General features: G+C 65.2%; 17 protein-coding genes. 10 read left to right on the forward strand and 7 right to left on the reverse strand.

Annotated elements, in window-relative coordinates:
- Positions 1–75 precede the first annotated feature (75 nt).
- The 7 genes from PCA20602_RS11155 to PCA20602_RS11185 all read left to right on the forward strand — a co-directional run bounded on the left by PCA20602_RS11155 (position 76) and on the right by PCA20602_RS11185 (position 6,828).
- Positions 76–1,119, forward strand: coding sequence for an ABC transporter substrate-binding protein (locus PCA20602_RS11155; protein WP_150721287.1), 1,044 nt, complete (start codon positions 76–78; stop codon positions 1,117–1,119).
- 25 nt (positions 1,120–1,144) lie between these two features.
- Positions 1,145–2,293, forward strand: a complete 1,149-nt coding sequence (locus tag PCA20602_RS11160) for an ABC transporter permease (protein WP_246182124.1) — start codon at positions 1,145–1,147, stop codon at positions 2,291–2,293.
- Positions 2,287–3,180: an ABC transporter ATP-binding protein gene (locus PCA20602_RS11165; protein ID WP_150721288.1), complete on the forward strand. Its 894-nt coding sequence runs from the start codon at positions 2,287–2,289 to the stop codon at positions 3,178–3,180. The genes PCA20602_RS11160 and PCA20602_RS11165 overlap by 7 nt, the downstream gene beginning before the upstream one ends.
- A 120-nt stretch (positions 3,181–3,300) precedes the next feature.
- A complete protein-coding gene (locus PCA20602_RS11170; RefSeq protein ID WP_150721289.1) occupies positions 3,301–4,542 on the forward strand; it encodes a c-type cytochrome in 1,242 nt (413 codons plus the stop codon).
- 78 nt (positions 4,543–4,620) lie between these two features.
- Positions 4,621–5,598 carry an ABC transporter substrate-binding protein gene (locus PCA20602_RS11175; RefSeq protein WP_150721290.1) on the forward strand — a complete coding sequence of 326 codons (978 nt, stop codon included), beginning with the start codon at positions 4,621–4,623 and terminating at the stop codon, positions 5,596–5,598.
- 247 nt (positions 5,599–5,845) lie between these two features.
- Complete coding sequence (locus PCA20602_RS11180) at positions 5,846–6,487, forward strand: LysE family translocator (protein ID WP_150721291.1); 642 nt, start codon at positions 5,846–5,848, stop codon at positions 6,485–6,487.
- A gap of 98 nt (positions 6,488–6,585) precedes the next feature.
- On the forward strand, positions 6,586–6,828 hold the full coding sequence (locus PCA20602_RS11185; protein ID WP_069343331.1) for a DUF3820 family protein: 243 nt from the start codon (positions 6,586–6,588) through the stop codon (positions 6,826–6,828).
- A 68-nt stretch (positions 6,829–6,896) separates the two neighbouring features.
- On the opposite strand, the gene PCA20602_RS11190 is transcribed toward PCA20602_RS11185, so the two are convergent.
- Entirely contained in the window at positions 6,897–8,483 is a 1,587-nt protein-coding gene (locus PCA20602_RS11190) for an amidase (protein ID WP_246182125.1), read from the reverse strand.
- Between the two features lie 225 nt (positions 8,484–8,708).
- Between PCA20602_RS11190 and PCA20602_RS11195 the strand changes: the two genes are divergently transcribed.
- On the forward strand, positions 8,709–9,917 hold the full coding sequence (locus tag PCA20602_RS11195; RefSeq protein ID WP_150721292.1) for a hypothetical protein: 1,209 nt from the start codon (positions 8,709–8,711) through the stop codon (positions 9,915–9,917).
- A gap of 91 nt (positions 9,918–10,008) precedes the next feature.
- On the opposite strand, the gene PCA20602_RS11200 is transcribed toward PCA20602_RS11195, so the two are convergent.
- Both PCA20602_RS11200 and tcuC read right to left on the reverse strand, forming a co-directional pair.
- On the reverse strand, positions 10,009–10,749 hold the full coding sequence (locus tag PCA20602_RS11200) for a substrate-binding domain-containing protein (protein ID WP_174981002.1): 741 nt from the start codon (positions 10,747–10,749) through the stop codon (positions 10,009–10,011).
- A gap of 211 nt (positions 10,750–10,960) precedes the next feature.
- Positions 10,961–12,280 (reverse strand): MFS transporter, encoded by a 1,320-nt coding sequence (gene tcuC / locus PCA20602_RS11205; protein ID WP_150721294.1) that lies wholly within the window; start codon positions 12,278–12,280, stop codon positions 10,961–10,963.
- A gap of 363 nt (positions 12,281–12,643) precedes the next feature.
- Between tcuC and PCA20602_RS11210 the strand changes: the two genes are divergently transcribed.
- Both PCA20602_RS11210 and PCA20602_RS11215 read left to right on the forward strand, forming a co-directional pair.
- Complete coding sequence (locus PCA20602_RS11210) at positions 12,644–13,612, forward strand: LysR family transcriptional regulator (protein WP_150721295.1); 969 nt, start codon at positions 12,644–12,646, stop codon at positions 13,610–13,612.
- A gap of 119 nt (positions 13,613–13,731) precedes the next feature.
- Positions 13,732–14,160 carry a hypothetical protein gene (locus PCA20602_RS11215; RefSeq protein WP_069343327.1) on the forward strand — a complete coding sequence of 143 codons (429 nt, stop codon included), beginning with the start codon at positions 13,732–13,734 and terminating at the stop codon, positions 14,158–14,160.
- A 27-nt stretch (positions 14,161–14,187) separates the two neighbouring features.
- Here the strand turns inward: PCA20602_RS11215 and PCA20602_RS11220 are convergent, their stop codons facing one another.
- The 4 genes from PCA20602_RS11220 to PCA20602_RS11235 all read right to left on the reverse strand — a co-directional run bounded on the left by PCA20602_RS11220 (position 14,188) and on the right by PCA20602_RS11235 (position 21,934).
- Positions 14,188–14,910: a GntR family transcriptional regulator gene (locus tag PCA20602_RS11220; RefSeq protein ID WP_150721296.1), complete on the reverse strand. Its 723-nt coding sequence runs from the start codon at positions 14,908–14,910 to the stop codon at positions 14,188–14,190.
- 47 nt (positions 14,911–14,957) lie between these two features.
- The gene (gene uca / locus PCA20602_RS11225; RefSeq protein WP_150721297.1) at positions 14,958–18,560 is read right to left on the reverse strand and encodes an urea carboxylase; all 3,603 of its coding nucleotides are present in this window, start codon (positions 18,558–18,560) and stop codon (positions 14,958–14,960) included.
- 11 nt (positions 18,561–18,571) lie between these two features.
- Complete coding sequence (gene atzF, locus PCA20602_RS11230; RefSeq protein ID WP_150721298.1) at positions 18,572–20,494, reverse strand: allophanate hydrolase; 1,923 nt, start codon at positions 20,492–20,494, stop codon at positions 18,572–18,574.
- Positions 20,495–20,746: 252 nt separating this feature from the next.
- Complete coding sequence (locus PCA20602_RS11235) at positions 20,747–21,934, reverse strand: alpha-hydroxy acid oxidase (protein WP_150721299.1); 1,188 nt, start codon at positions 21,932–21,934, stop codon at positions 20,747–20,749.
- Between the last annotated feature and the right edge of the window lie 32 nt (positions 21,935–21,966).

Genomic DNA, 21,966 nt, shown 5'->3' on the forward strand with positions numbered 1-21,966 from the left:
GCTGCTGACTTTGCACGACTGAGGTACACGCAAACCCGTGTACAAACATCACAAATCAACAGGGGAGTCGTATCCATGAAGTTCCGCCACACCGACAAGACCATCGATGTCGCCACACCCGCCACCGTGCACGCCGGTCGCCGCAAGGTGCTGCGCGCGGGCACAGCCGTGGCGCTCGCCGCGCCCGCGTTGCTGCTCGGGCGTCAGGCATGGTCGCAACCGAAGAAGCTCACGTTCGCGTGGAACCAGAACTCGTTCTGCCTGACGCCCATCGTTGCGGCGCAGGAGCGCGGCTTCTTCGAAAAGAACGGCTTGCAGGTCGACCTCATCAACTACAGCGGCTCGACCGATCAGTTGCTCGAATCCATCGCCACAGGCAAGGCAGACGCCGCCGTGGGCATGATTCACCGCTGGCTCAAGCCCCTGGAATCGGGCTTCGACGTGAAGATCATCGGCAGCTCGCACGGCGGCTGCGTGCGTTTGCTCGGCTCGAAGGCGGCAGGGATCACGTCGCTCGCCGCGCTCAAGGGCAAGACCGTCGGCGTGTCGGATCTGGCCGCACCGGGCAAGCACTTCTTCCAGATTCTGCTCGCGAAGAACGGCATCGACGCCGAGCGCGACATCACCTGGCGTCAGTATCCAGCCGACCTGCTCGGCGTGGCTGTGGACAAAGGCGAGATTCAGGCAATTGCCGACGGCGACCCGAACCTCTATCTGCTGGAAAAGCGCACCAACGGCGCGTACGTCGAACTGGCGACGAACCTCAGCGGCGAATACGCCCGCAAGGTGTGCTGCGTGATCGGCGCACGCGGCGAACTCGTGCGCAACGACCGGGCCGCCGCGAGCGCGCTGGCACGCTCGATCGTGCAGGCCACGGAATTCGTCAACGAGAATCCGAACGAGGCCGCGAAGATCTTCGCCAAGTACTCGCCGAAGATCAGCCCCGAAGATCTGCGCAAGCTGTACGCCACGCTCACCTATACCCATCACCCGACCGGTGTCGATCTGCGCGACGAGATCGCGTATTTCGCCGACGACTTCCGTCGTATCGGCGTGCTCAAGAAGACGACCGATCCGCAGAAACTCGCGCAGCACGTCTACGCCAATGTGCTGGGCTGACGCTGCAATTTTTGGATAAGCCACCATGAGTGCAATCCTCGACAATGCCGCACTGCGCGGCGCCTCGCCCGCCGGTGCACTGGAATTGACGGAACACACGGAAGGCTCGGCGCTGCGCGCGACGGCGTCGGCGGTGTCGACGACGTCCTCGCATCTGCCAGTATTCGACGACACCGACATCGATCAACTGTTTGCCGCACCACGCGCCCCGGCGCTGTGGGGCGCGGGCTTCGCGGCCGCACTCGCCTGGGCGGCCTTCGGCTCGCTCACGCTGCGCTGGCCCAACAAGATCGTGGGGTTCGCCGACTGGGCGTTCACCGATGAGTTGGGCGTGTTCGCACTGGTCGTCGCCGCGTTGCTCGCGGTGCTGTCCGTCGCGGGGCGCGCCACACCGCCGCTGCTGCGACTGCGCGAAGCGCTGACCGGCGCGGGCCCCTGGCTCGTCGCCATTCCGGTGGCGCTGTCTGCGTGGGAAATCCTCACCGCCAAGACGGGTGCACTGCCCACACCTTTCTTCGCCCCGCCGCAAGCGCTCATCGAGGTCTACACCGAAGACTGGCGACGGCTTGGCGACAGCGCGGTGAACACGCTCAAGCTGCTCGGTCTCGGCTTCGGCTTCGGTGCGGTTGCCGGCTTTCTGATCGGCGTGTCGATCGGCTGGTCGCGCGCCATCGGCTATTGGGTGCATCCGGTGCTGCGCGTGCTCGGCCCGGTGCCCGCCACCGCGCTGCTGCCGCTGACCTTCTACTTCTTCCCGTCGAGCTATTCCGCCGCCGCGTTCCTCATCGCATTGTCGACAGCCTTCCCCGTGGCGGTGCTTACGTGGTCGGGCGTTGCAGGCGTGAACAAGAGCTACTACGACGTGGCGCGCACACTTGGCGCATCGGAAGCGTTTCTGGTGCTGCGTGTGGCGATTCCCGCCGCCTTGCCGAACGTTTTCGTCGGCCTGTTCATGGGCCTCGGCGCGTCGTTCTCGGTACTCGTGACGGCCGAGATGATGGGCGTGAAGTCCGGCCTCGGCTGGTATCTCACGTGGGCGCAGGGCTGGGCGTCGTACGTGAACATGTACGCCGCATTGATCGTCATGGCATTGCTCTTCTCGGGCGTCATCACGTTGCTCTTTACCGTGCGCGACCGCGCGCTCGCCTGGCAGAAAGGAACCGTCAAATGGTAAGCGCCGCCACCACTTCACCCACATTTGCCGGCGCGGACGCCGAGACGCCGCAATCCTCGGCATCGCAAACGTCGACTGAGTCGGTTCAGTCGCCCGATACGGGCCATCGCCCGAATGCCTCGGCCAACGACACCGGCGCGCAAATCGACATCCAGGGCGTGAGTCACTGGTTCGGCTCGCGGCAAGCCCCGTTGCAGGTGCTCGACGGTGTCGACCTGCACGTCGCGCCCGGCGAGTTCGTCGCCTTGCTCGGCCCCAGCGGCTGCGGCAAGTCCACGCTGCTGCGCCTCGTTGCCGGACTGGAGACGGCCACGCGTGGCGCGATCCAGCAGGACGGCGCCGACATCACACGCCCCGATCCGTCACGCATCGTCGTGTTCCAGGACCCGACGCTTTACCCGTGGCGCACGGTGCGCGATAACGTCGCGCTCGGTCTGCAGGCGCGCGGCGTGCTCGCGAAGGAACGTCCCCGTGTCGACGCCGCGCTGGCACGCGTGGGCCTGTCCGAGTTCGCCGACGCCTTCCCGCATCAACTCTCCGGCGGCATGGCGCAACGTGTAGCGCTCGCCCGTGCACTCGCCAACGATCCGCGCCTGCTCGTGCTCGACGAACCGCTCGGCAAGCTCGACTCGCTCACCCGGCTGGCGATGCAAAGCGAACTCGTCGATCTGTGGCAGCGCGCCGGCTTCTCCGCGTTGCTCGTCACGCACGATGTCGAGGAAGCGCTGTTCCTCGCGCAACGGGTGATCGTCTTCAGTGCGCGCCCCGCGAGAATCGTGGCGGAGTTGCGCGTCGATCTGCCGTACCCACGTCATCGCGGCGACCCTCGCATTACCGAACTGCGCCATGAAGCGCTCCGACATCTGGGGCTCGATGCCAGTTGGTAAACCTGCACGTGTCGTGGCTGTCGTGAATCGATTTACCGTGCGTCGTTCTGCGATGCGGGCGACGTTGACGCGCCCGCCGTCATCGGACTGCTGCCCGACAAAACCACTTCGGCAGCATCGATGACATCGCCGCCCTCTCATCTCTGGCTCAATGCCTTGCTTCAGGCGTTGCAGTTCGCGCAGTCCACATGGCTGAGCGCGATGTATGCGCTCGGCATTACCGACGATTCGCACGGTGCCCCGGCGTGGCCGTGGGCGTCGCGCATCGCCGGTGAAAACCTCGTCATCGACGTCTCCCTCGCCCGGCAATTCGCGTGGATGCTCGCAGCGATCGCGTTCGCGCTCCTCTGTCTGACAATCGCCCTGTGCTGGCGGCGTGCCTGGCGCTGGCTGACGGTGGCCGCCATCGGCGCACTGGTCATCGCACCATGGCCATCGCCGCCGCTGTGGCTTGCCGCCGCCGTGCCGACGAGCTTCCACACGAGTCCGACGGGCTTCACCGTCGAGAGCATCGCGCGCGGCGCACGGATCTATGCCGCGCAATGTGTCGCGTGTCACGGGGACGACGGGCGCGGCGAGGGGCCGCTGGCCCAGACGCTCAGACGCTGGCCGCCCACGATGGCGAGCGCGCTGCTGAGTCGTCGTGCTGACGGCGAACTCTTCTGGCACGTGTTGTACGGCATGCGCGACGATCAGGGCGTGACGATGCCCGGCTTCGTCGGGAGACTGAACGACCGCGAAGTCTGGGCTGCGCTCGATTACATGCGCGTGCTCTCCGCGTCGGCAGGCATGGCAGCGGGCGGCAGTTGGCCGGTGCCGATCGCCATACCGTCCGTTGCCGTGAAATGCGGCAATGGTCCGGACGCGCCTGTCGCCGCGTGGCGCGGCCGTCAGCGCGTGCGTGTCGTGGCCGTGGACGCCGCGCATCCCGCACCGTTCGAAGATCCGCGTTTTCTCACGCTGCTGATTCGCACCGCAGATTCGCCGACGGCATCGACAGCATCAACCGCATCAACCGTAAGCGCCGTTCGCACTGCGGCGTCGCCACAGACACGCGCCAACGTCACGCCGCTGTTCGGCGCGCGCGCGGACTGCGTCGCCGATTCGCCGCAGGCATGGCAGGTCTTCGCGCAGATCGCCGGGGCGTCGCCTTCGTCGCTCGCCGGTACCGAATGGCTGGCGGACCGCGACGGCTGGCTGCGCGCGCTCGCTCCGGCCGGGCGTCGCGGCTGGGCAGACGGCGGTCTCATGTGCACGACGACGACCGCACTGGCGACCACCACCGGCGACCCACTGACCGCCACGCTGCGTCAGATGGACGACGATCCCGTGCGCTTCGTCAAAGGCGGGTTCGTGCATTAGCGCGCACGCCGTGCGCTCACCGTTGCCAACCTTTACAACACGTTCTTACGCTTTAGCTATCCACGACAGGCTTTCCTCATGACGATCTCACGACGCCGATTCTTGCAGTACCTAACCACAACGAGCGCCGCAGGCACCGTAACTACAATGGCCTCGCTGGCCGCCCCCGGCCTCGCCTTCGCCCAATCCGGCCGCCCGGTACTCAAGGCGGGCGACCAGAAAGGCGGGCTGCGCGCGCTGCTCGAAGCCGCCGACGAGTTGAAGCAACTGCCCTACGACATCCAGTGGACGGAATTCCCCGCCGCCGCACCGCTCGCCGAAGCACTCAATGCGGGCGCCGTCGACTGCGGCCCGATCGGCGACGCGCCGGTGATCTTCGCGCTCTCCGCAGGAGCCGCGATCAAGATCATCGGCGCCAACCGCTCGGACGCCTTTGGGACCGCCGTGCTGGTGCGTCCCGATTCGACGCTGCGCACGGCCGCCGACCTCAAGGGCAAGAACATCGGCACGACGCGCGGCTCCATCGGTCACTTCGTCACGCTCAAGGCGATCACGGCCGCGGGCCTCTCGCCGAGCGACGTCAACTTCCGCTTCCTGCCGCCGGCCGACACCGTCACGGCGCTGGCGAGCGGTTCGGTCGACGCGTGGGCCACCTGGGAGCCGTACACGGCCGTGGCCGAGACCACCGGCCGCGCCCGCGTGCTCGTGAACGGCCGGGGACTCTGGTCGGGCCTGAGCTATCTCGCGGCAACCGACGCGGCGATTGCGGCGAAACAGGAAGTGCTGCGCGACTTCCTCGCGCGGGTCGTGCGCGCGCAGGTCTGGTCGTATCAGCACGTCGACGCGTTCTCCGCCGCGATGGCGCGCATCATCGGCATTCCGCCCGAGGCCGCGAAGCTCCAGTTCTCGCGACGCGCCACGAAATGGCGCAACATCGACGACGCGCTCGTCGCCGAACAGCAACGCACGGCCGATTTCTACTCACAGGTCGGGTTGCTGCGTCAGCCGCTCGACGTCAGACCGACGTTCGACAAACGCTTTCCGCTCAAGGTCTGAACACGCACGGCGATCGGTGTCATAACGTGAGACTCCGGCCCATCGTCCCCATCCGGCGGTTCGACGATGGCGAACGGGGGATCGGAGGATGAGCCGACGCCCCGTACGGCATCCCCGGCGTCCAACTGGCTTGGCGGGAATTCGCCGAAGTGTCTATGGCACGCGGCGTGGCGTGCCCCGACACTAGGGCATTGCCCGCCGTGCTGTGTGCGGGCCCGACATTCATCCGGGCTTACCGGGATTCGTCATGACCGCCAACGCCGCGCTCTCCACGCATTTGCTGATCGCCTTCACGGCGTACTTCGTCAACGCCGCCAGCCCCGGGCCGAGCAATCTGGCGATCATGTCCATCGCGGCCAATCACGGACGTCGCCCGGCACTCTCCTTCGCACTCGGCGTCATGTCCGGCTCGCTGTTCTGGGCGATGGTCGCGATGCTGGGCATCTCCGCAACGTTGCTCGCTTATGCGCAGTTCCTCGTGGCGATCAAGATTTTCGGCGGCGCCTACCTGCTGTGGCTCGCGTTCAAGTCGGGGCGTGCGGCACTGCGTCCCTCTCAATCGACCCCGTTCGTCCCCATGGATGCCGACGGCAAGCCCTCGCTCAAACGACTCTATGTGCGCGGCACCCTGCTCCACCTGACCAATCCGAAGGCCGTGCTGGGATGGATGTCGGTCGTCGCACTGTCATCCGCACCGGACGGCACGATGCCGGTGGCCGTCGTGCCCGGCTGCGCCGCGCTCGGGCTCACGATTTTCTGCGGTTATGCCTTGCTGTTCTCCACGCGTGCGGCGCGGCAGATCTACCTTCGGATCCGTCGCTGGCTCGACGGCTGTCTCGCCGTCGTGTTCGGTGCTGCGGGCTGGCAACTGCTGACGTCGCGCCTCTGATCGGCATGCACAGGGGACGCTAGCGGGCGCGACGCACGACCGCCTGTGGTAGCGTGTTGCCTTCCCTTCGATCTGCGCGCCTCACACGCACCCGCACCATGCTGGATTTCGACGCCGACGCCCTGATGCGTCTCGTAACCACGCCCATGCCGTACGGCAAGCACAAGGGCACGATGATCGCCGACCTGCCGGGCAACTATCTGAGCTGGTTCGCCCGCGAAGGCTTCCCGTCAGGCGAGATCGGCCGTCTGCTTGCGCTCATGCACGAGATCGATCACAACGCGCTCGGTGAATTGCTCAAACCGTTGCGTGCGCACGCACAGGGCGCGCGGCCGAAGTAACCGGCGCGCCGCGTGCATTCCGTGCAATTTCGGGTGACCTCGTTCGACTCGATAAGCGGCAGATGACGTCAGACGCCCGTGAGCATCGACGGCAAACGACGTTGCACCCACTGCGTCTGCTTCTCGTGCGCATGCGCCAGTTGCAGCACCGCGAGGTCGGCCTGCGCCGGGCCGATGATCTGCAAACCCATCGGCAAGCCACGCGCGTCGAACCCGACCGGCACGCTGATGGCCGGCAGCCCTGCCAGCGTCGGCCCGATCACGACTTCCATCCAGCGGTGATAGGTGTCCATCGACTTACCCGCCACCGACGTCGGCCAATGCAGGTCGGCGTCAAACGGGAAGACCTGTGCCGACGGCAACAGCAGGAAGTCGTAACGCTCGAACAGACGCGCCAGCGAGCGGTACCACTCGCTGCGGTCGATGGACGCGCGAAACACGTCGGCAGCACGCAGGGTCTCGCCCCCCGCCGCCTCCCACTGCGCTTCGGGCTTGAGCCTGTCGCGCCGTGCCGGGTCGGCGTACATCTCGCCAAGCGATCCGTTCACCATCCAGTGACGCAGCGTCAGCCACGTCTGCCAGAGGCGGTCCGGGGCGAAATCGGGCGCGCAGGCTTCGACTTCACATCCCATTGCCGCGAAGTCCCTTAGCGACGCCTCGCACAGCGCCATCACGCCGTCTTCCATCGGGAGATGACCGCCGTAGTCGCCCAGCCAGCCGAGCTTCAATCCCTTGACGTCGCGTTGCAGGCTGCCTGCGAAATGCGACGCGTCATGCGCAAGCGACAACGGACTGCGGGCATCGAAGCCCGCCTGCGTGACGAGGAGTTGCGCGACGTCCGCGACCGTGCGTCCCATCGGGCCTTCGGTGCTCAGTTGCTGCACGAAGACTTCCGGGGCCGGACCGTACGGCACCCGGCCTTGCGACGGCCGGAAGCCGTAGACGTTGCCGAACGCAGCCGGGTTGCGCAACGAGCCCATCATGTCGCTGCCATCGGCCACCGGCAGCATGCGCAGTGCCAGCGCGCTGCCCGCGCCACCGCTGCTGCCTCCGGCGATGCGCGTGGGGTCGTAAGCGTTGCGGGTGGTACCGAACACGGGGTTGTAGCTATGCGAGCCGAGACCGAATTCGGAGACGTTGGTCTTGCCGATGAAGATCGCGCCGGCGGCACGGATGCGCGACACGCTGATGCTGTCCTGCGTGTCGGGGGCGTCCGACGTCAGTGGCGAGCCCTTGCGGGTCGGCAGTCCGGCGCAGGACGCCAGATCCTTTACCGCGTGCGGCATGCCGTGCATCCAGCCGAGATAGTCGCCATTGGCAAGCTGACGGTCGCGCGCATCGGCCTCGGCGAGCAGGGCGTCGGCGTCGCGCAGCGACACGATGGCGTTGACCGACGGGTTGTGTCGTGCGATGTGCGCGAGGTACGCCTGCATCACTTCGCGGCACGACACGCGGCGTTCGCGAATGGCGGCGGACAGCGCGAGCGCGTCGAGCGCGACGATGTCGTTCAGGGGGGCGTGTGACGTGAACGGTGAAGCGGGCTGTGAAGCTGACCGTGAAGCGGACTGTGAAGCGGACCGTGAAGCGGACAGTGAAGCGTCACGCGAAAATTCGGCGGCGTCCGAGGGCATCGGCCGGGTCGGCACTGTGGCCATGTCTCTCTCCTTGGCGGTGGCGTCGTCCGGTGCGACGCCGTTGTCTTAAACGTCATTCTCTGCCAAACGCGCGACAAATGCCGAAGGAAAAATATCGCTCGCTCGGCGACGATCCCAATTCGCGTGACCCGACATTGAGAAGAACACCCAAAAATTTCGCCATTCCATTGAATCGCGTCCCGACGGCTTCTAGCTTTGTCAAACCAATCAACGGAACAGGAACGAATGATGAAGCGTCTCGTCGTTACAACCGCCCTGCTGGCGCTGTGGGTTTGCGCAGTTCCCAATGCCGCGTCGAAAGCCACGATCGCGAAACCACCGTCTGCGATAACTCAGGTGCCGCAGCCTGCCACCGCGACCGGGCCTCGAACGGATCTGAAAGGCACCAAGACATTGCTGATCGTCCCGGTCAGTTTTACCGACTATCCATACGGGGACGTCAAGCTCACCCAGAACATCGTATTCGGCGTCACCCGCAACTTTCAGCCGTTTAACTTCCGACAGTATCTGCACGACGTTTCACGAACCCATCTGTTGCTGTCCGATGGCTTTCAAGGCACGGGAGCTCACCCGCCGCCCAATATCGTCAAGCTTGGCGGCATGCCCCCCGCCTGCGATCCGAAAGCCATCATCAAGGCGACGCAGGACGCACTCGCCGCCAGCAAGACAGACACCGATCGCTTCGACTATGTGCTGATCGACGTCTCCTCGACCATCAAGGCGTGCACCGGCAAGGACTACGCCGCGCCGTCGGAGAAGTGGATGGTTTCCATGGGACTGAGCAAGGTTGAAACGCTTGCCTACCTCTTCGGACGAGCGGCGGGATTCGCCGACGCGAAAACGGTCGGGAACTGCGCCGTCACGCAAGGGAAATGGCGACTCAACGATCAGTGCGCCACGTCGAGCGCAATGGACTGGAGCGATCCGATGTCGCCGGGACACAAGGGCATGTACCCGGTCAGCTATCAACTTTATGCGGGCTGGCTGAAAGACACGGACAACCCGATCGTCGCCGGAGCGGATCTCGATCGATCGCTCCCGCTCGCGCGCATCTGGGAGACGCGATCGAAGAAAACGGGTGGGAAAGCCCCCCCTGCCGAAGCGCCCGTGGGATATCGGATTGCGCGCAAGGATGGGTCTTTTCTACAAATCGAGTACCGGCGTCCCTATGAAGTTTTCGAAGAGTGGAATCCGACTGCCGCATTAGCCAAGGGGGTGACGATACGCATCACCCGGGTCCAGGCGCGGTCCATCGCCAGCGCCATTGTCGATCCGGCGAACGCCGGATCGGGACCTGTCCAGACGTCTCTGCTCGCCGGACAATCCCTCTCCGATGATCTTTCCGGAAAGACGATCACGGTGGAGAGCGTCGACGCCAATGTGGCGAAGATCCACATCAAGTCGATCAGCGATGTCTCCGCCGCGCCCCGATAGCGGACGCACGCCGTACTGAATCGAACGTGGCCTGGAAATTCCGGACCACGTCGTCGCGTCACGCGTTCGGGCAGTTTCCTGTGTCAGTGTCTCAGTGTGTCAGCGGATCCAGACCGGTGGACTCGACATCCTTGGCGGCCGACGGTGCAGCCATGTACGTGAGCAACTTCTTGCCCTCGTCCGGATGCGGGGCCGTCACCGGCACGCCACCCGCAAAGCGCGTGACCGATTGCAGCGACTCGGGAATCTTGCCCGCGTAGGCGATGCCCTTCACCGGCAGCAGTTCGCTCACCTGTTGCAGCCCGATGGCATAGTCGCCCGCGGCGACCTTCTCGGCCACCGGCGTCTTCTGCACCATCACCGCCTTGCCTCGCATTTCGTCGGCAATGCCCAGTTTCCTGAACAGTTCGCGCTCGACATACACGCCGCTGGCGCTGTCCGAGTACGCCACCGACTTCGCTGCCAGCAACGCCGCCTTGAGCTTCTCCGGCGTGCTGACGTCAGGCACCGTGTCACCCGCTTTCACCACCACGCCAATGCGCGAATCGGCGAGATCGACGCGCGAATCCGCACGCACCTTGCCCGCCTTGATGAGATCGTCGAGCGCATAGCCGACCATGATGACGACGTCGGCCGACTCGCCGCGTGCCAGACGATTGGGAATCGCCTCGGGCGCACGGCCCATCGACGGACCCCAAGCCGTGTCGACGTGATCGCCGCTCGCCGCTTCGAACTTCGGCAGCAGCAGCTTGTACGCGGCCGTGAAGCCGCCGGAGTTCATCACGCGCAGGTCTTCCGCTTGCGCGGCGCTCGCGCCGAACAGCGTCGCCATGACGACACCCGCACCTGCCGCGGCCAGCAAACGACGAACCGTACGCGCGCGCGTCGGAGCACCAGGAATATTCATGATGTTGTCTCTCTGAATTTTGCTTTTGATGACGCCGGATGCAGGAAGGCATCCGGCAGGGGAAAGCGAGGAAGCCGGGAAAGTAAAGGCGCGGCGCACCGCAATATCCCGGTGCGCCGGTTGCCGTCTTTCCGGATTAGCCGACAGCGAGTTCCGTGGGCGTGCGTCCCTGATCGCCACGACGGTTGCGATAGAGCGCCAGCGTCGCGCAAATGGCGCACAGCGCCGCGAAGCTCATCCAGTAACCGGGAGCGGCCTTGTCGCCCGTGACGTGAATCAGGTACGTCGACAGTGCTGGCGTGAAGCCGCCGAACAGCGCCGTCGCCAGACTATAGGCCAGCGAGAAGCCAGCCACGCGCACGTCCGGCGGCATGACCTCCGTCAGCGCCGGGATCATTGCGCCGTTGTACATGCCGTACAGGAACGACAGCCACAGCAGCGCGATCAGCATGCGCGTGAAGCTCGGGGCCTGCACGAGGAACGAGAGCACCGGGTAAGCCGTCGCCAACGTGAGTCCGGCGAACAGCAACAGCACCGGACGACGCCCGATACGGTCCGACAGCGACCCGCCGATCGGCAGCCAGATAAAGTTCGACACCCCCACGCACAGCGTGACGAGCAGCGCGTCGGCGCTCGACAGGTGCAGCACGCTCTTGCCGAACGTCGGCGCGTAGACGGTAATCAGGTAGAACGCCGTGGTGGTCAGCGCCACGAGCATGGTGCCGCCGATCACGACGCCGAGATTCGACGCCATCGAACGGAACACTTCCTTCACCGACGGATGACGCTTGCGCTGCTTGAACTCGTCGCTCTCTTGCAGCGAACGGCGCAGCGCGAAGATCACCGGCACGATCATGCAGCCCACGAGGAACGGCAGACGCCAGCCCCACGATGCGATCTGCTGGGCCGTGAGCGTGAGCGACAGCGTGAAGCCGAGCGCCGCCGACACCACGATGGCCACCTGCTGACTGGCCGATTGCCAGCTCGTGTAGAAACCCTTGCGACCCGGCGTAGCGATTTCCGCCAGATACACGGACACGCCCCCGAGTTCGGCCCCGGCCGAGAAACCCTGCAACAGACGACCGATCAGCACCAGCACCGGCGCGGCGAGACCGATGGTCTCGTAGCCGGGCACGAACGCGATGAGGATGGTGCCGCTCGCCATGATGCCCAGCGTGGTGACCAGCCCTTTGCGACGGCCGACGTTATCGATGTACGCGCCCAGCACGATGGCGCCGAGCGGGCGCATCAGGAAGCCCGCACCGAAGACGGCGAAGGTCAGCATGAGCGAGGCGAATTCGCTGTCCGTCGGGAAGAAGACGCGGGAAATCTGGGTGGCGTAGAAACCGAACAGGAAGAAATCGAACTGCTCGAGGAAGTTACCGGCCGTGACGCGCAGGACTGCGCCGGCTTTCGATTGGCGACGCGAAACCGCGTCTTGGGGGCGCTGTGACATGCGCTGTCTCCGTGTTGCCTGCGGCCCGGGGGGTCGGACCGTCAGTATTTGTCGCACTGCGTCTCTGCCAGGGACGTGTCAGACCGTCACGGACGCTTTTTGATCGGCCGCCAATGGTGCGCCGGAAGTTCGACGTTTGTGAATTGCAATTTTTGGAACGATTGATGCGCATATGCTATCAATCGTATGATGCTAATGCACCAACCGAGCGGTAACACGTTTCACTCGCTCCGCACTGGATATCGCGCCTTTACCCACCGATCAAGGGCTTCGGCGCTTTCCGGTACCGGATGACGCTTCCCCGCGCGTTTGGGCCCCTCCGGGCATCTGCCGCTGCTTGCACGGCTTTCATCTCCTCATGTCATGGCGATCAACTTCGATCTGAACGATTTGCAGGCCTTTCGCGCGGTAGCGCAACTCGCGAGCTTTCGCCGCGCGGCCGAATCGATCCATATTTCCCAGCCGGCCCTCTCGCGTCGCATCGACAAGCTCGAAGACGCGCTGGGCGTCAAACTCTTCGAGCGCAGCACGCGACGCGTGGCGCTGACCAACGTCGGCCGGGCATTTGCGCGTGACGCTGAGCGGATTCTCGACGATCTGGACAACGCGCTGCTCGGCATTCGCGATGTGGCGTCGTCGAGCCTCGGGCACGTGACCATCGCCTGTGTGCCGTCCGCCGCGTACTACTTCATGCCGCAAGTGATCTCGCGTTATCACAAGGCGTTCCCGCGCATTCGCATCTCGGTGTTCGACGCGAGCGCCAACGAAGTACTGGTCGCCGTGGTGAACGGCGACGCCGACTTCGGCCTGAATTTCATCGGCAGCCAGGAGCCGAACATCGAGTTCAAGCTGTTGTTGCAGGAGCGCTATGTCGCCGCGTGCCGACGCGATCACCCCCTTGCGGGCAAGAAGCGCGTGACGTGGCGCGAGCTTTACGAGTACGACTACATCACCGTGGGCAAGGTGTCCGGCAACCGGCTGCTGCTCGATCAGGCGCTCACGGAACTGCCACAACGCCCGCCGAGCATTTGCGAGACGCAGCACGTCACCACGATGATCGGGCTCGTCGAAGCGGGGCTGGGGGTGGCGGCGGTGCCGACGATGGCGATGCCCGGCAGCGATCATCCGGTGCTCACGAGCGTACCGCTGGTCGATCCGGTGGTGACGCGCCGGGTGGGCCTCATCCACAGCAAATCGCGCCCGCTCTCACCGGCGGCCGCGCAGTTATACCGGTTCGTGGCGGAGATGAAGACGGGCTCGCGTCGCCGCGCAAGCGGCGCAGGGGATGCCGCGGAGACCCGGGATCCGGCCGGTATCTTCGATTCGCGCTGATTGCACCTGTCGAAACACTTTGTTACCCGTCTTACGAGAAGTGAAACATTGGGTCGACGGCAGCGCGGCGAAGCGTCTTTATACTTGCGTCGCGTCAATCCGAATCTTACTCAAGACTCATGTTCAAGCGAATTTTCCCGATGGTGGCGCTGGCCACGCTGGCTGCAACCACTTCCCTGACGGCCACGGCCGGTGATATGAACAATGCCCTCGGCGGTGCGCTGGGCGGCGTGGCAGGCGCGGCGGTCGGCGGCGCGCTGGGCGGCAGCACCGGTGCGGTGCTCGGCGGTGCAGTCGGCGGCGGCGCCGGCGGCGCGATGACGTCGAACCGTCGCGAGCGCACGGGCGCGATTATCGGCGGTGCACTCGGCGGCGGTGCCGGCACGGCCGCCGGCAATGCGATGGGCGGCCGCTCAGGCGGTCTGATCGGTGCGGCAGTGGGCGGTGGCGCAGGTGCCGCGCTCGGCGGCAACATGTCGCGCTCCAGCTCGTATGACGACGATCACTATCGCGGCAAGCGTCGCGGTCATCGCAAGCACCATCATTGATGGCGCGCGGGGGGCCAGCAGCCGCTTTCAGCCCCCCTCACCCTCCCGGGCCGCATAGCGTTCGCGTGCGGCCTGCATCATGTACAGCGTGATGCGTTTGACCTCCGCCTGACTCTCCGCGATGTGCGCACCGATCATCTGCTGCGCCAGCGTCACGTCGCCTGCAAAGATCGCGGTGAGAATCTCGCCGTGCTCCTTGTAGGTCGCGGCGATACGCGGCTTCTTGGTGAAGTCCAGCCGCCGGATGATGCGGATCTTCTCCGTCACCTCTTCGTGCATGCGGGCCATCTCCTGATTGCCGACGGCCGCTACGAGCCGCGCGTGAAACGCTTCGTCCATGGCGGCCACCGTCGCCGGGTCTTCCAATTGCTGCTTTACCGGCACGCACCACGTCTCGCGCAGGGCGTCCAGCCGCGACGCCGCATCTGCCGCCACGATCTTCGCGATGGCGGTCGTCTCCATCATCACCCGAATCTCGTACAGGTCCTCGAAGTACTTGAAGTCGAAGGCCCGCACCTGCCAACCGCTGCGAAAGTGCACTTCGACGTACCCCTCGCGCTGCAACCAGAACAGCGCCTGCCTGACCGGCGTGCGGCTGACCTGCATGCGCGTGGCGATATCGCCTTCGCTGAACCGATCGCCGGGCAGCAGACGGAAATCGAAGATGTCCGTCTTCAACTGCACGTAGATTTGCGCGGCGAGGTTGCTCGCGCTCTTGGCCACATTGGCCGGGGGAAGGTTGTCCGTCATAGACGTTCGACTCGATGAATCCGGTGAAAACGTTTTGGAGAAGACGCTCATACTAACGACACCAACGGTTCTCCTGCGTTGATCGTCATGCCCGGCATGCAGTGGAACTGTCTCACGGTGCCGTCACACGGCGCGCAGACCTGAAACTCCATCTTCATCGCCTCGAGAATCAGCAGCGGATCGCCCGCGCTCACGCTCGCGCCCGGGGCGGCGAGCAGCTTCCAGACACTGCCGGAAATGTCCGCCGACACGGTCGATCCGCTTAGGTCGATGGCCTCGGCCCGCTGAGCACCGGCATGCGTATCGACATCGGCGCCGCCAGCATCCAGCGCCCAACGGGCGACTTCCGCCTCGAAGGCGTCCTGCTGCCTGTCGTGGAACGCCGCGAGTTCGGGTTCGATCCGCACGAGGAAGTCATTGTAGGCCCCGAGATCGAACATCTCCTGCTCGATGCGAACGGCACTGCGGCCCTCCCGGAAGTCGTTACGCAGCGTTTCGAGTTCCGCTTCGCTTACCGGATAGAAGCGCACCTGATCGAAGAAGCGAAGGAGCCACGGCTTCCCGTCGACGAACACCTCGTTCTTCAGAAACTTGTTCCAGATCGGCAGTGTGCGTCCCACGAGTTGGTAGCCGCCCGGCGAGTCCATGCCGTAAATGCACATGTAGACGCCGCCGATACCGACGGTGCCCTCCGCCGTATAGGTCCGTGCCGGGTTGTACTTCGACGTGAGCAAGCGGTGACGCGGATCCACCGGCACGGCGCAGGGTGCGCCGAGGTAGACGTCGCCCAGCCCCAGCACCATGTAGCTCGCGCTGTAGAGCACGTCGCGCACGTCGTCGACCGAGTCCAGACCGTTGATGCGCCGCATGAACTCGGTGTTGCTCGGCAGCCAGGGCGCCGTGTCGCGCACCGACTGGCGGTAGCGTGCGACGGCATCGAGCGTGGCCGAGTCTTCGAACGCCATCGGCAGGTACACGACGCGACTCGGCACCTTCATCGTCCGCACGTCGGCGAGCGAAGCGTCGGCAATGCGCAACGCGTCGACGAGCGCGCGCTGCGGAATCACCCGTGAGTCGTAGCGCACCTGAAGCGAGCGCACCCCCGGCGACAACTCCAGCACGCCGGGCACGGCATGCGCCTTCAGTTCCTCCATGAGCGCATGCACCCGGAAGCGCAGATTCAGGTCGAGCACGTTCTCGCCGTATTCAATCAGGAGGTACTTGTCGCCTGCCTGACGGAAGACGGTCTTCGGATGCGCGTCCCGCTCCGGCGCTTCGAACAGAATCGGCTCGCCGCGTCCGGCACGGAACACGGGGGCGAGCGTCGCCGTGGTCGGCCAGTCGGCGAGGAATGCGTCCTGTGCGCGCTCAAGTGCGAGGGCGTCGTCGAATGTCATCTCATGGAAACGAATCTTGTCGCCCGGCTTGACCTGACCGACCTTCCACAACTCGGCTTTGACGATGGTCGCCGCGCAGACGAAACCACCGAGGCTCGGGCCGTCGCGCGTGAGGATCACCGGCATATCGCCCGTGAAGTTGATGCTGCCGATGGCGTACTCGCAATCGTGCACGTTCGACGGATGCAACCCCGCCTCGCCGCCGTCGGCACGCGCCCAACTCGGCTTCGGCCCGCTCAGACGGACACCCAGACGGTTCGAGTTGTAATGCACCTCCCACTCGCTCGCGAAGAACGTCTCGATCGACTCGGCCGTGAAGAAATCCGGTGCGCCGTGCGGGCCGTACAGCACGCCGATGTCCCACGTCTTGCCGTAGGTCGGCACAAGCGTATCGGGCAACGCCGACGGCGCATGCTGCGGCGCGAGTGCCGCGCATGCGGGCAGCGTGATGTCGGCGATGGACAACACGTCGCCCGGGCGAAGCGTGCGTCCGGCGTGACCGCCGAACTGACCGAGTGCGAACGTCGAACGGCTACCGAGATACACGGGCACGTCGAAACCGTGGCGCACGGCCAGATAGGTGCGACAGCCGCTCGTGGCGCGTCCGATGCGCAACGTCTGACCGGCTTTCACTGTCATCGGCGCCCAGAACGTCAACGCTTCGCCATCGAGATTGCCGTCGGTCGGCGCGCCCGTGAGCGCGATGACGGTGTCGACGTGAAAACGCAGCGTCGGTCCGAGCACGGTGGTCTCGATGCCCGCCGCTTCGGGCGCATTGCCCACGATGCGATTGGCCAGACGAAACGCCCAGTCGTCCATCGGCCCGGAAGGTGGCACGCCAATGTCCCAGTAGCCGACACGTCCCGGATAGTCCTGCACCGTCGTGTACGTACCGGGCTCGACCACTTCGACGACTTGCGGACGGTAGACGAAGCTGTCGAGATAGCGCGTCGACACGTCGCCCGCGACGAAGCCTTCGCTGTCGATCACGTAACGCAGATAATCCAGGTTCGTCGAGATCCCCGACAGCCGCGTGTCCGCCAGCGCCTGCTTCATCTTCGCGATGGCAGCGGGACGGTTTTCCGCGTGCACGATCAGCTTCGCGATCATGGGATCGTAGTGCGCCGAGACTTCGGTGCCGGTGTCGACCCAGCCGTCGACGCGCACGTCCGGCGGGAAACTGACTTCGGTCAGCGTGCCGGGGCTCGGTGCGAAATTGCGTAGTGCGTTCTCGGCATAGATACGCACTTCGATGGAGGCGCCCTCGGACGTCACCGGCCGATCGAGCGACGGCGGCTCACCGGCGGCGGTGCGAATCATCCACTCGACCAGATCGACGCCCGTCACGCATTCGGTGATGGCGTGCTCCACTTGCAGACGCGTGTTCACTTCGAGGAAGTAGAACGCCTGTTGCGCTTCGTCGTAGATGAACTCGACGGTGCCGGCGGAACGGTAGTTCACCGAGCGTCCGAGACTCGCGGCGGCCGACAGCAAACGCTCGCGCACGTCAGCAGGCAGATTCGGCGCGGGCGTCTCTTCGACGACTTTCTGGTTGCGCCGTTGCAGCGAGCAATCGCGCTCGCCCAGCGCAAGCACGTTGCCCCGACCGTCGCCGAAGATCTGCACTTCGACGTGACGCGCGCGGTCCACGAAGCGCTCGACGAACACGCCGCCGTTGGAGAAGAACGATTGCCCCAGACGTTGCACCGAAGCGAACGCGGCGACGAGTTCGGCTTCGTCGTTGCACCGCGTGAGGCCAATGCCGCCACCGCCGGCCGTGCTCTTGAGCATCACGGGGTAGCCGATGGTACGAGCCGCTTCACGCGCGGCGTCGATATCGGCGAGCAACCCCGACCCCGGCGTGAGGGGCACGTCGGCGGCTTGCGCGAGTTCACGGGCGGCGTGCTTGAGGCCGAATTGCGCCATCTGCTGCGCAGTCGGGCCGACGAAGGCGATGCCTTCTGCCTCGCATCGCTCGGCGAATTCGGCGTTCTCGGACAGGAAGCCGTAACCGGGGATGATGGCCTGCGCGCCCGTCTGTTTGGCCGCCGCGATGATGAGGTCGGCTTTGAGGTAACTCTCGGCGGCGGTATTGCCCCCGAGTGCGACGGCGACATCGGCCGCGCTCACGTGCAGACTGTTGCGGTCGGCGTCGGAATAGACAGCGACGGCGCGGATGCCCATTCGCTTGAGCGTGCGAGCGATGCGACAGGCGATTTCACCGCGGTTGGCGATCAGAACGGTATCGAACATTGGGGGCTCTCTCAGGCGTCGGACGGCGTGGAACCGCGGGTGGTCTTGCCAACGTTGGCGAGGTCGGCGAGGCTCGCGATGTAGGCTGCCCAGCCACCGAAGGCCGTGATGTCCTTCGCCTCATGCAACCCGAACGGCTCGCAGATGAAGCCCTTGACCTGACGTCCGTCGGCCAGCGCAACGGAGCCGATGCCCAGCGGTGCGGGCACGCCGGCGACGAACGACCCGAATTCAGCGGATGGCACGTCCCACAACTCCAGTCGAATCTGCGCGCCGTCGTCGGTACGCAGCAATCCCGGCTTCGGCGGCGAGGTGTTGGCAAGCGCGAACAGGCGGTAGTTCGCAGACGTCGTCGTGCTCTCGACGAACTGCGCGCCGCGACTCGTCAACTCGTGGTTGAGCGGCATGCCGCGAAGGTGCGCGCCGACGACCGCGACGCGGATGGCGGCGGCGGGAGCGGAATCGGTCGTGGGGGCGAAGGCGGCATCATTGGCCGGGCGTGCCGAGGCGGGAGCACCCAGGGTGGCCGGCGGGTGCGGCGCGGCGACATCGTCTGCCGGCAGCGGCTGCCCCGTCGCACCTCGCGTCAGACCGGTGGTGCGATGCCATTCGCCGGCGAACTCGGCGAGCGCGCGTTCGCGCCAGGCATCGGCGATGAACGTGATGCCGAACGGCAGTCCGTCGTCGCGCAAACTGGCGGGCACGGAGAACGCGCTCCAGTCCAGCAGGTTCACGAAGTTGGTGTATTTGCCGAGGTGACTGTTCAAACGTACCGGATCGGCCAGCAGTTCGTCGATCTTGTAATGCGTGGGGGCCGTCGGCACGAGCAAGGCGTCGAAGGGGGCGAGCACGGCATCGGCGCGACGTTTGAGATCGGCCAGCCGGTACATCGATGCGAACGTGTCTGCCGCGGAGAAGGCCTTCGCCTTGAAGATGATGTCGCGCACCACCGGATGGATGTCGGCTTCGTTGGTTTGCGCGAAGTCGCGAATGGCGGCGTAGCGTTCGGCGACCCATGCACCGTCGTACAGCAATTGCGTCACCTCGTCGAACAACGAGAAGTCGATGGGCACGCAGGTCGCACCGCGCGCTTCGATCTGGGCGACGGCGTCACGGAAGGCTTCCTCGGCCAGCGCGTCACCGAAAAACTCGGGCGTTGCGGGGATGGCGAAGCGCGGTGCCGCAGGGACTTTCCAGCGCATTGCCTGCGCCGGGGCTTCGCGCGACAGACCATCCAGCGGGTCGAACGCTGCGGCCACGTCGTAGACGAGTGTTGCATCGGCGGCGGTCGTCGCGAACACCGAGACGCAGTCGAGGGTGCGGCAGGCGGGCACCACACCGGTGTTGCTGAACGCGCCACGCGTGGGCTTGAGGCCGACGATGTTGTTCAGGCCAGCGGGGACGCGTCCCGAGCCCGCCGTATCCGTACCGAGCGCGAAGGGCACGATGCCGCGCGCGACGACGCTCGCGGAGCCCGAGCTGGAACCGCCGGAGATGTAAGCAGGATCGAACGTGTTGGTGGGAATGCCGTAAGGCGAGCGCACGCCGACCAGGCCGGTGGCGAACTGATCGAGATTGGTTTTACCGATGACGATGGCGCCGGCGTCCACGAGACGTTGCACGAGGGTGGCGTTGGTATCGGGGGCATACGCAAAGGCGGGGCACCCTGCCGTGGTCTCGAAGCCCGCGGCGTCGATATTGTCTTTCGCGGCAAACGGCACGCCATACAGCGGCAGCTTGCGCATGTCGCCCCCGACGGCGGCGAGCCGCGCGTCGAGCCGCATGAGTTGCGCCTCAAGCACGGCGGGCGTGACCGTCGAGATCCACGCGACGTCGCCGGGCACAAGGGCGTCAACCAGTTCACCGAGTAATTGTGCGGGTGTGGCGCCGCTACGATAAGCGCTCAGCCACTGCGTGATTGTCCAGGAGTGCATCTGGTATTCCTTCTTGTGTACAAGTTTGAGGAATACCTATGCAAGGGGTGTGCCAGACCTTGGCAATACCAGTCAATATAAGGACGCCAGCGCAAACGCCCCGAAAGCGGGCAGCGCCGTAGTTGTGCCGGATGCACGAAGGCGGTGCGGTTTGCACAATGGAGACGCGCCCAAGTTTGGGGGCGCACCAATAAAAAAACCGCAGCACGATGGCTGCGGTTTCGGTGTGTCGCGTGAGTGGCGCGAGCTGTCTTACGGCCTGCCCGGCTCCGGGAGGTAGGGGCCGATGCCCGTCGGGTAGCTGCCCGGGATCAGCATCGAGGTGTCGAGACGCTCGACGTTCGTACGGCCCGTCAGGGCCATCGTCACGTCCATCTCTTTCGCGATCACCTCAAGCGCGCGACGCACGCCCGCTTCGCCCATCGCACCCAGGCCGTACAGGAACGGACGCCCGATCAGCGTGCCCTTCGCGCCCAACGCCATCGCCTTGATCACATCCTGCCCCGAACGAATGCCGCCATCGAGCCACACCTCCGTGTCGCGCCCCACGGCCGCCACGATGTCCGGCAACGCGCGAATCGTCGAGATCGCACCGTCCAGCTGACGACCACCATGATTGCTCACCACAATGGCGTCCGCCCCGGTGTCGCGTGCCGCACGCGCATCTTCGGGATCGAGCACACCCTTGAGTACCAGCTTGCCGCCCCAGCGCTTCTTGATCCACTCGACGTCGTCCCACGACAGACACGGATCGAACTGCGCGGCCGACCATGCGGCAAGCGAACCGATGTCGTCCACGCCCTTCGCATGCCCCACGATGTTGCCGAACGTGCGACGTCGCGTGCCAAGCATGCCCATGCACCAGCGCGGCTTGGTCATCATGTTCGCGATGTTCGGCAGCGTCAGCTTGGGCGGCGCGGACAAACCGTTCTTGATGTCCTTGTGACGCTGGCCGCTGATTTGCAGATCCATCGTCACCATCAACGCCGAACAACCGGCCGCCTTGGCGCGATCGATCAGACGTTCGATAAAGTCGCGATCGCGCATGACATACAACTGGAACCAGAACGGTGCCTTGGTATGCGCCGCCACATCCTCGATGGAGCAGATGGACACCGTCGAGAGCGTGAACGGCACACCGAACGCCTCAGCGGCACGCGCCGCGAGAATTTCGCCGTCGGCATGCTGCATGCCCGTCATCCCCGTGGGTGCCAGCGCCACCGGCATCGCCACCGACTCGCCGAGCATCGTCGTGCGTGTGCTGCGATGCTCGATGTTCACGGCCACGCGCTGCCGGAATTCAATGCCGCCGAAGTCCGCCGCGTTCGCCCGATACGTGGATTCGGTCCAGGACCCGGAATCGACATACTCATAGAACATGCGCGGTACCCGTTGCTGCGCCAGAACCCGTAAATCCTCAATCGTGGTGATCACTGCCATGCTGCGTCTCTTCTTTTAAGAATGTATTCCCA

This window comes from Pandoraea capi (genome assembly GCF_902459735.1).
GTDB lineage: Bacteria > Pseudomonadota > Gammaproteobacteria > Burkholderiales > Burkholderiaceae > Pandoraea > Pandoraea capi.

Bases quoted from the DNA above. Each gene is read 5' to 3' on its own strand.
- PCA20602_RS11155 (WP_150721287.1), top strand. From the start codon at position 76: ATGAAGTTCCGCCACACCGACAAGACCATCGATGTCGCCACACCCGCC.
- PCA20602_RS11160 (WP_246182124.1), top strand. From the start codon at position 1,145: ATGAGTGCAATCCTCGACAATGCCGCACTGCGCGGCGCCTCGCCCGCC.
- PCA20602_RS11165 (WP_150721288.1), top strand. From the start codon at position 2,287: ATGGTAAGCGCCGCCACCACTTCACCCACATTTGCCGGCGCGGACGCC.
- PCA20602_RS11170 (WP_150721289.1), top strand. From the start codon at position 3,301: ATGACATCGCCGCCCTCTCATCTCTGGCTCAATGCCTTGCTTCAGGCG.
- PCA20602_RS11175 (WP_150721290.1), top strand. From the start codon at position 4,621: ATGACGATCTCACGACGCCGATTCTTGCAGTACCTAACCACAACGAGC.
- PCA20602_RS11180 (WP_150721291.1), top strand. From the start codon at position 5,846: ATGACCGCCAACGCCGCGCTCTCCACGCATTTGCTGATCGCCTTCACG.
- PCA20602_RS11185 (WP_069343331.1), top strand. From the start codon at position 6,586: ATGCTGGATTTCGACGCCGACGCCCTGATGCGTCTCGTAACCACGCCC.
- PCA20602_RS11190 (WP_246182125.1), bottom strand. From the start codon at position 8,483: ATGGCCACAGTGCCGACCCGGCCGATGCCCTCGGACGCCGCCGAATTT.
- PCA20602_RS11195 (WP_150721292.1), top strand. From the start codon at position 8,709: ATGATGAAGCGTCTCGTCGTTACAACCGCCCTGCTGGCGCTGTGGGTT.
- PCA20602_RS11200 (WP_174981002.1), bottom strand. From the start codon at position 10,749: ATGGCGACGCTGTTCGGCGCGAGCGCCGCGCAAGCGGAAGACCTGCGC.
- tcuC (WP_150721294.1), bottom strand. From the start codon at position 12,280: ATGTCACAGCGCCCCCAAGACGCGGTTTCGCGTCGCCAATCGAAAGCC.
- PCA20602_RS11210 (WP_150721295.1), top strand. From the start codon at position 12,644: ATGGCGATCAACTTCGATCTGAACGATTTGCAGGCCTTTCGCGCGGTA.
- PCA20602_RS11215 (WP_069343327.1), top strand. From the start codon at position 13,732: ATGTTCAAGCGAATTTTCCCGATGGTGGCGCTGGCCACGCTGGCTGCA.
- PCA20602_RS11220 (WP_150721296.1), bottom strand. From the start codon at position 14,910: ATGACGGACAACCTTCCCCCGGCCAATGTGGCCAAGAGCGCGAGCAAC.
- uca (WP_150721297.1), bottom strand. From the start codon at position 18,560: ATGTTCGATACCGTTCTGATCGCCAACCGCGGTGAAATCGCCTGTCGC.
- atzF (WP_150721298.1), bottom strand. From the start codon at position 20,494: ATGCACTCCTGGACAATCACGCAGTGGCTGAGCGCTTATCGTAGCGGC.
- PCA20602_RS11235 (WP_150721299.1), bottom strand. From the start codon at position 21,934: ATGGCAGTGATCACCACGATTGAGGATTTACGGGTTCTGGCGCAGCAA.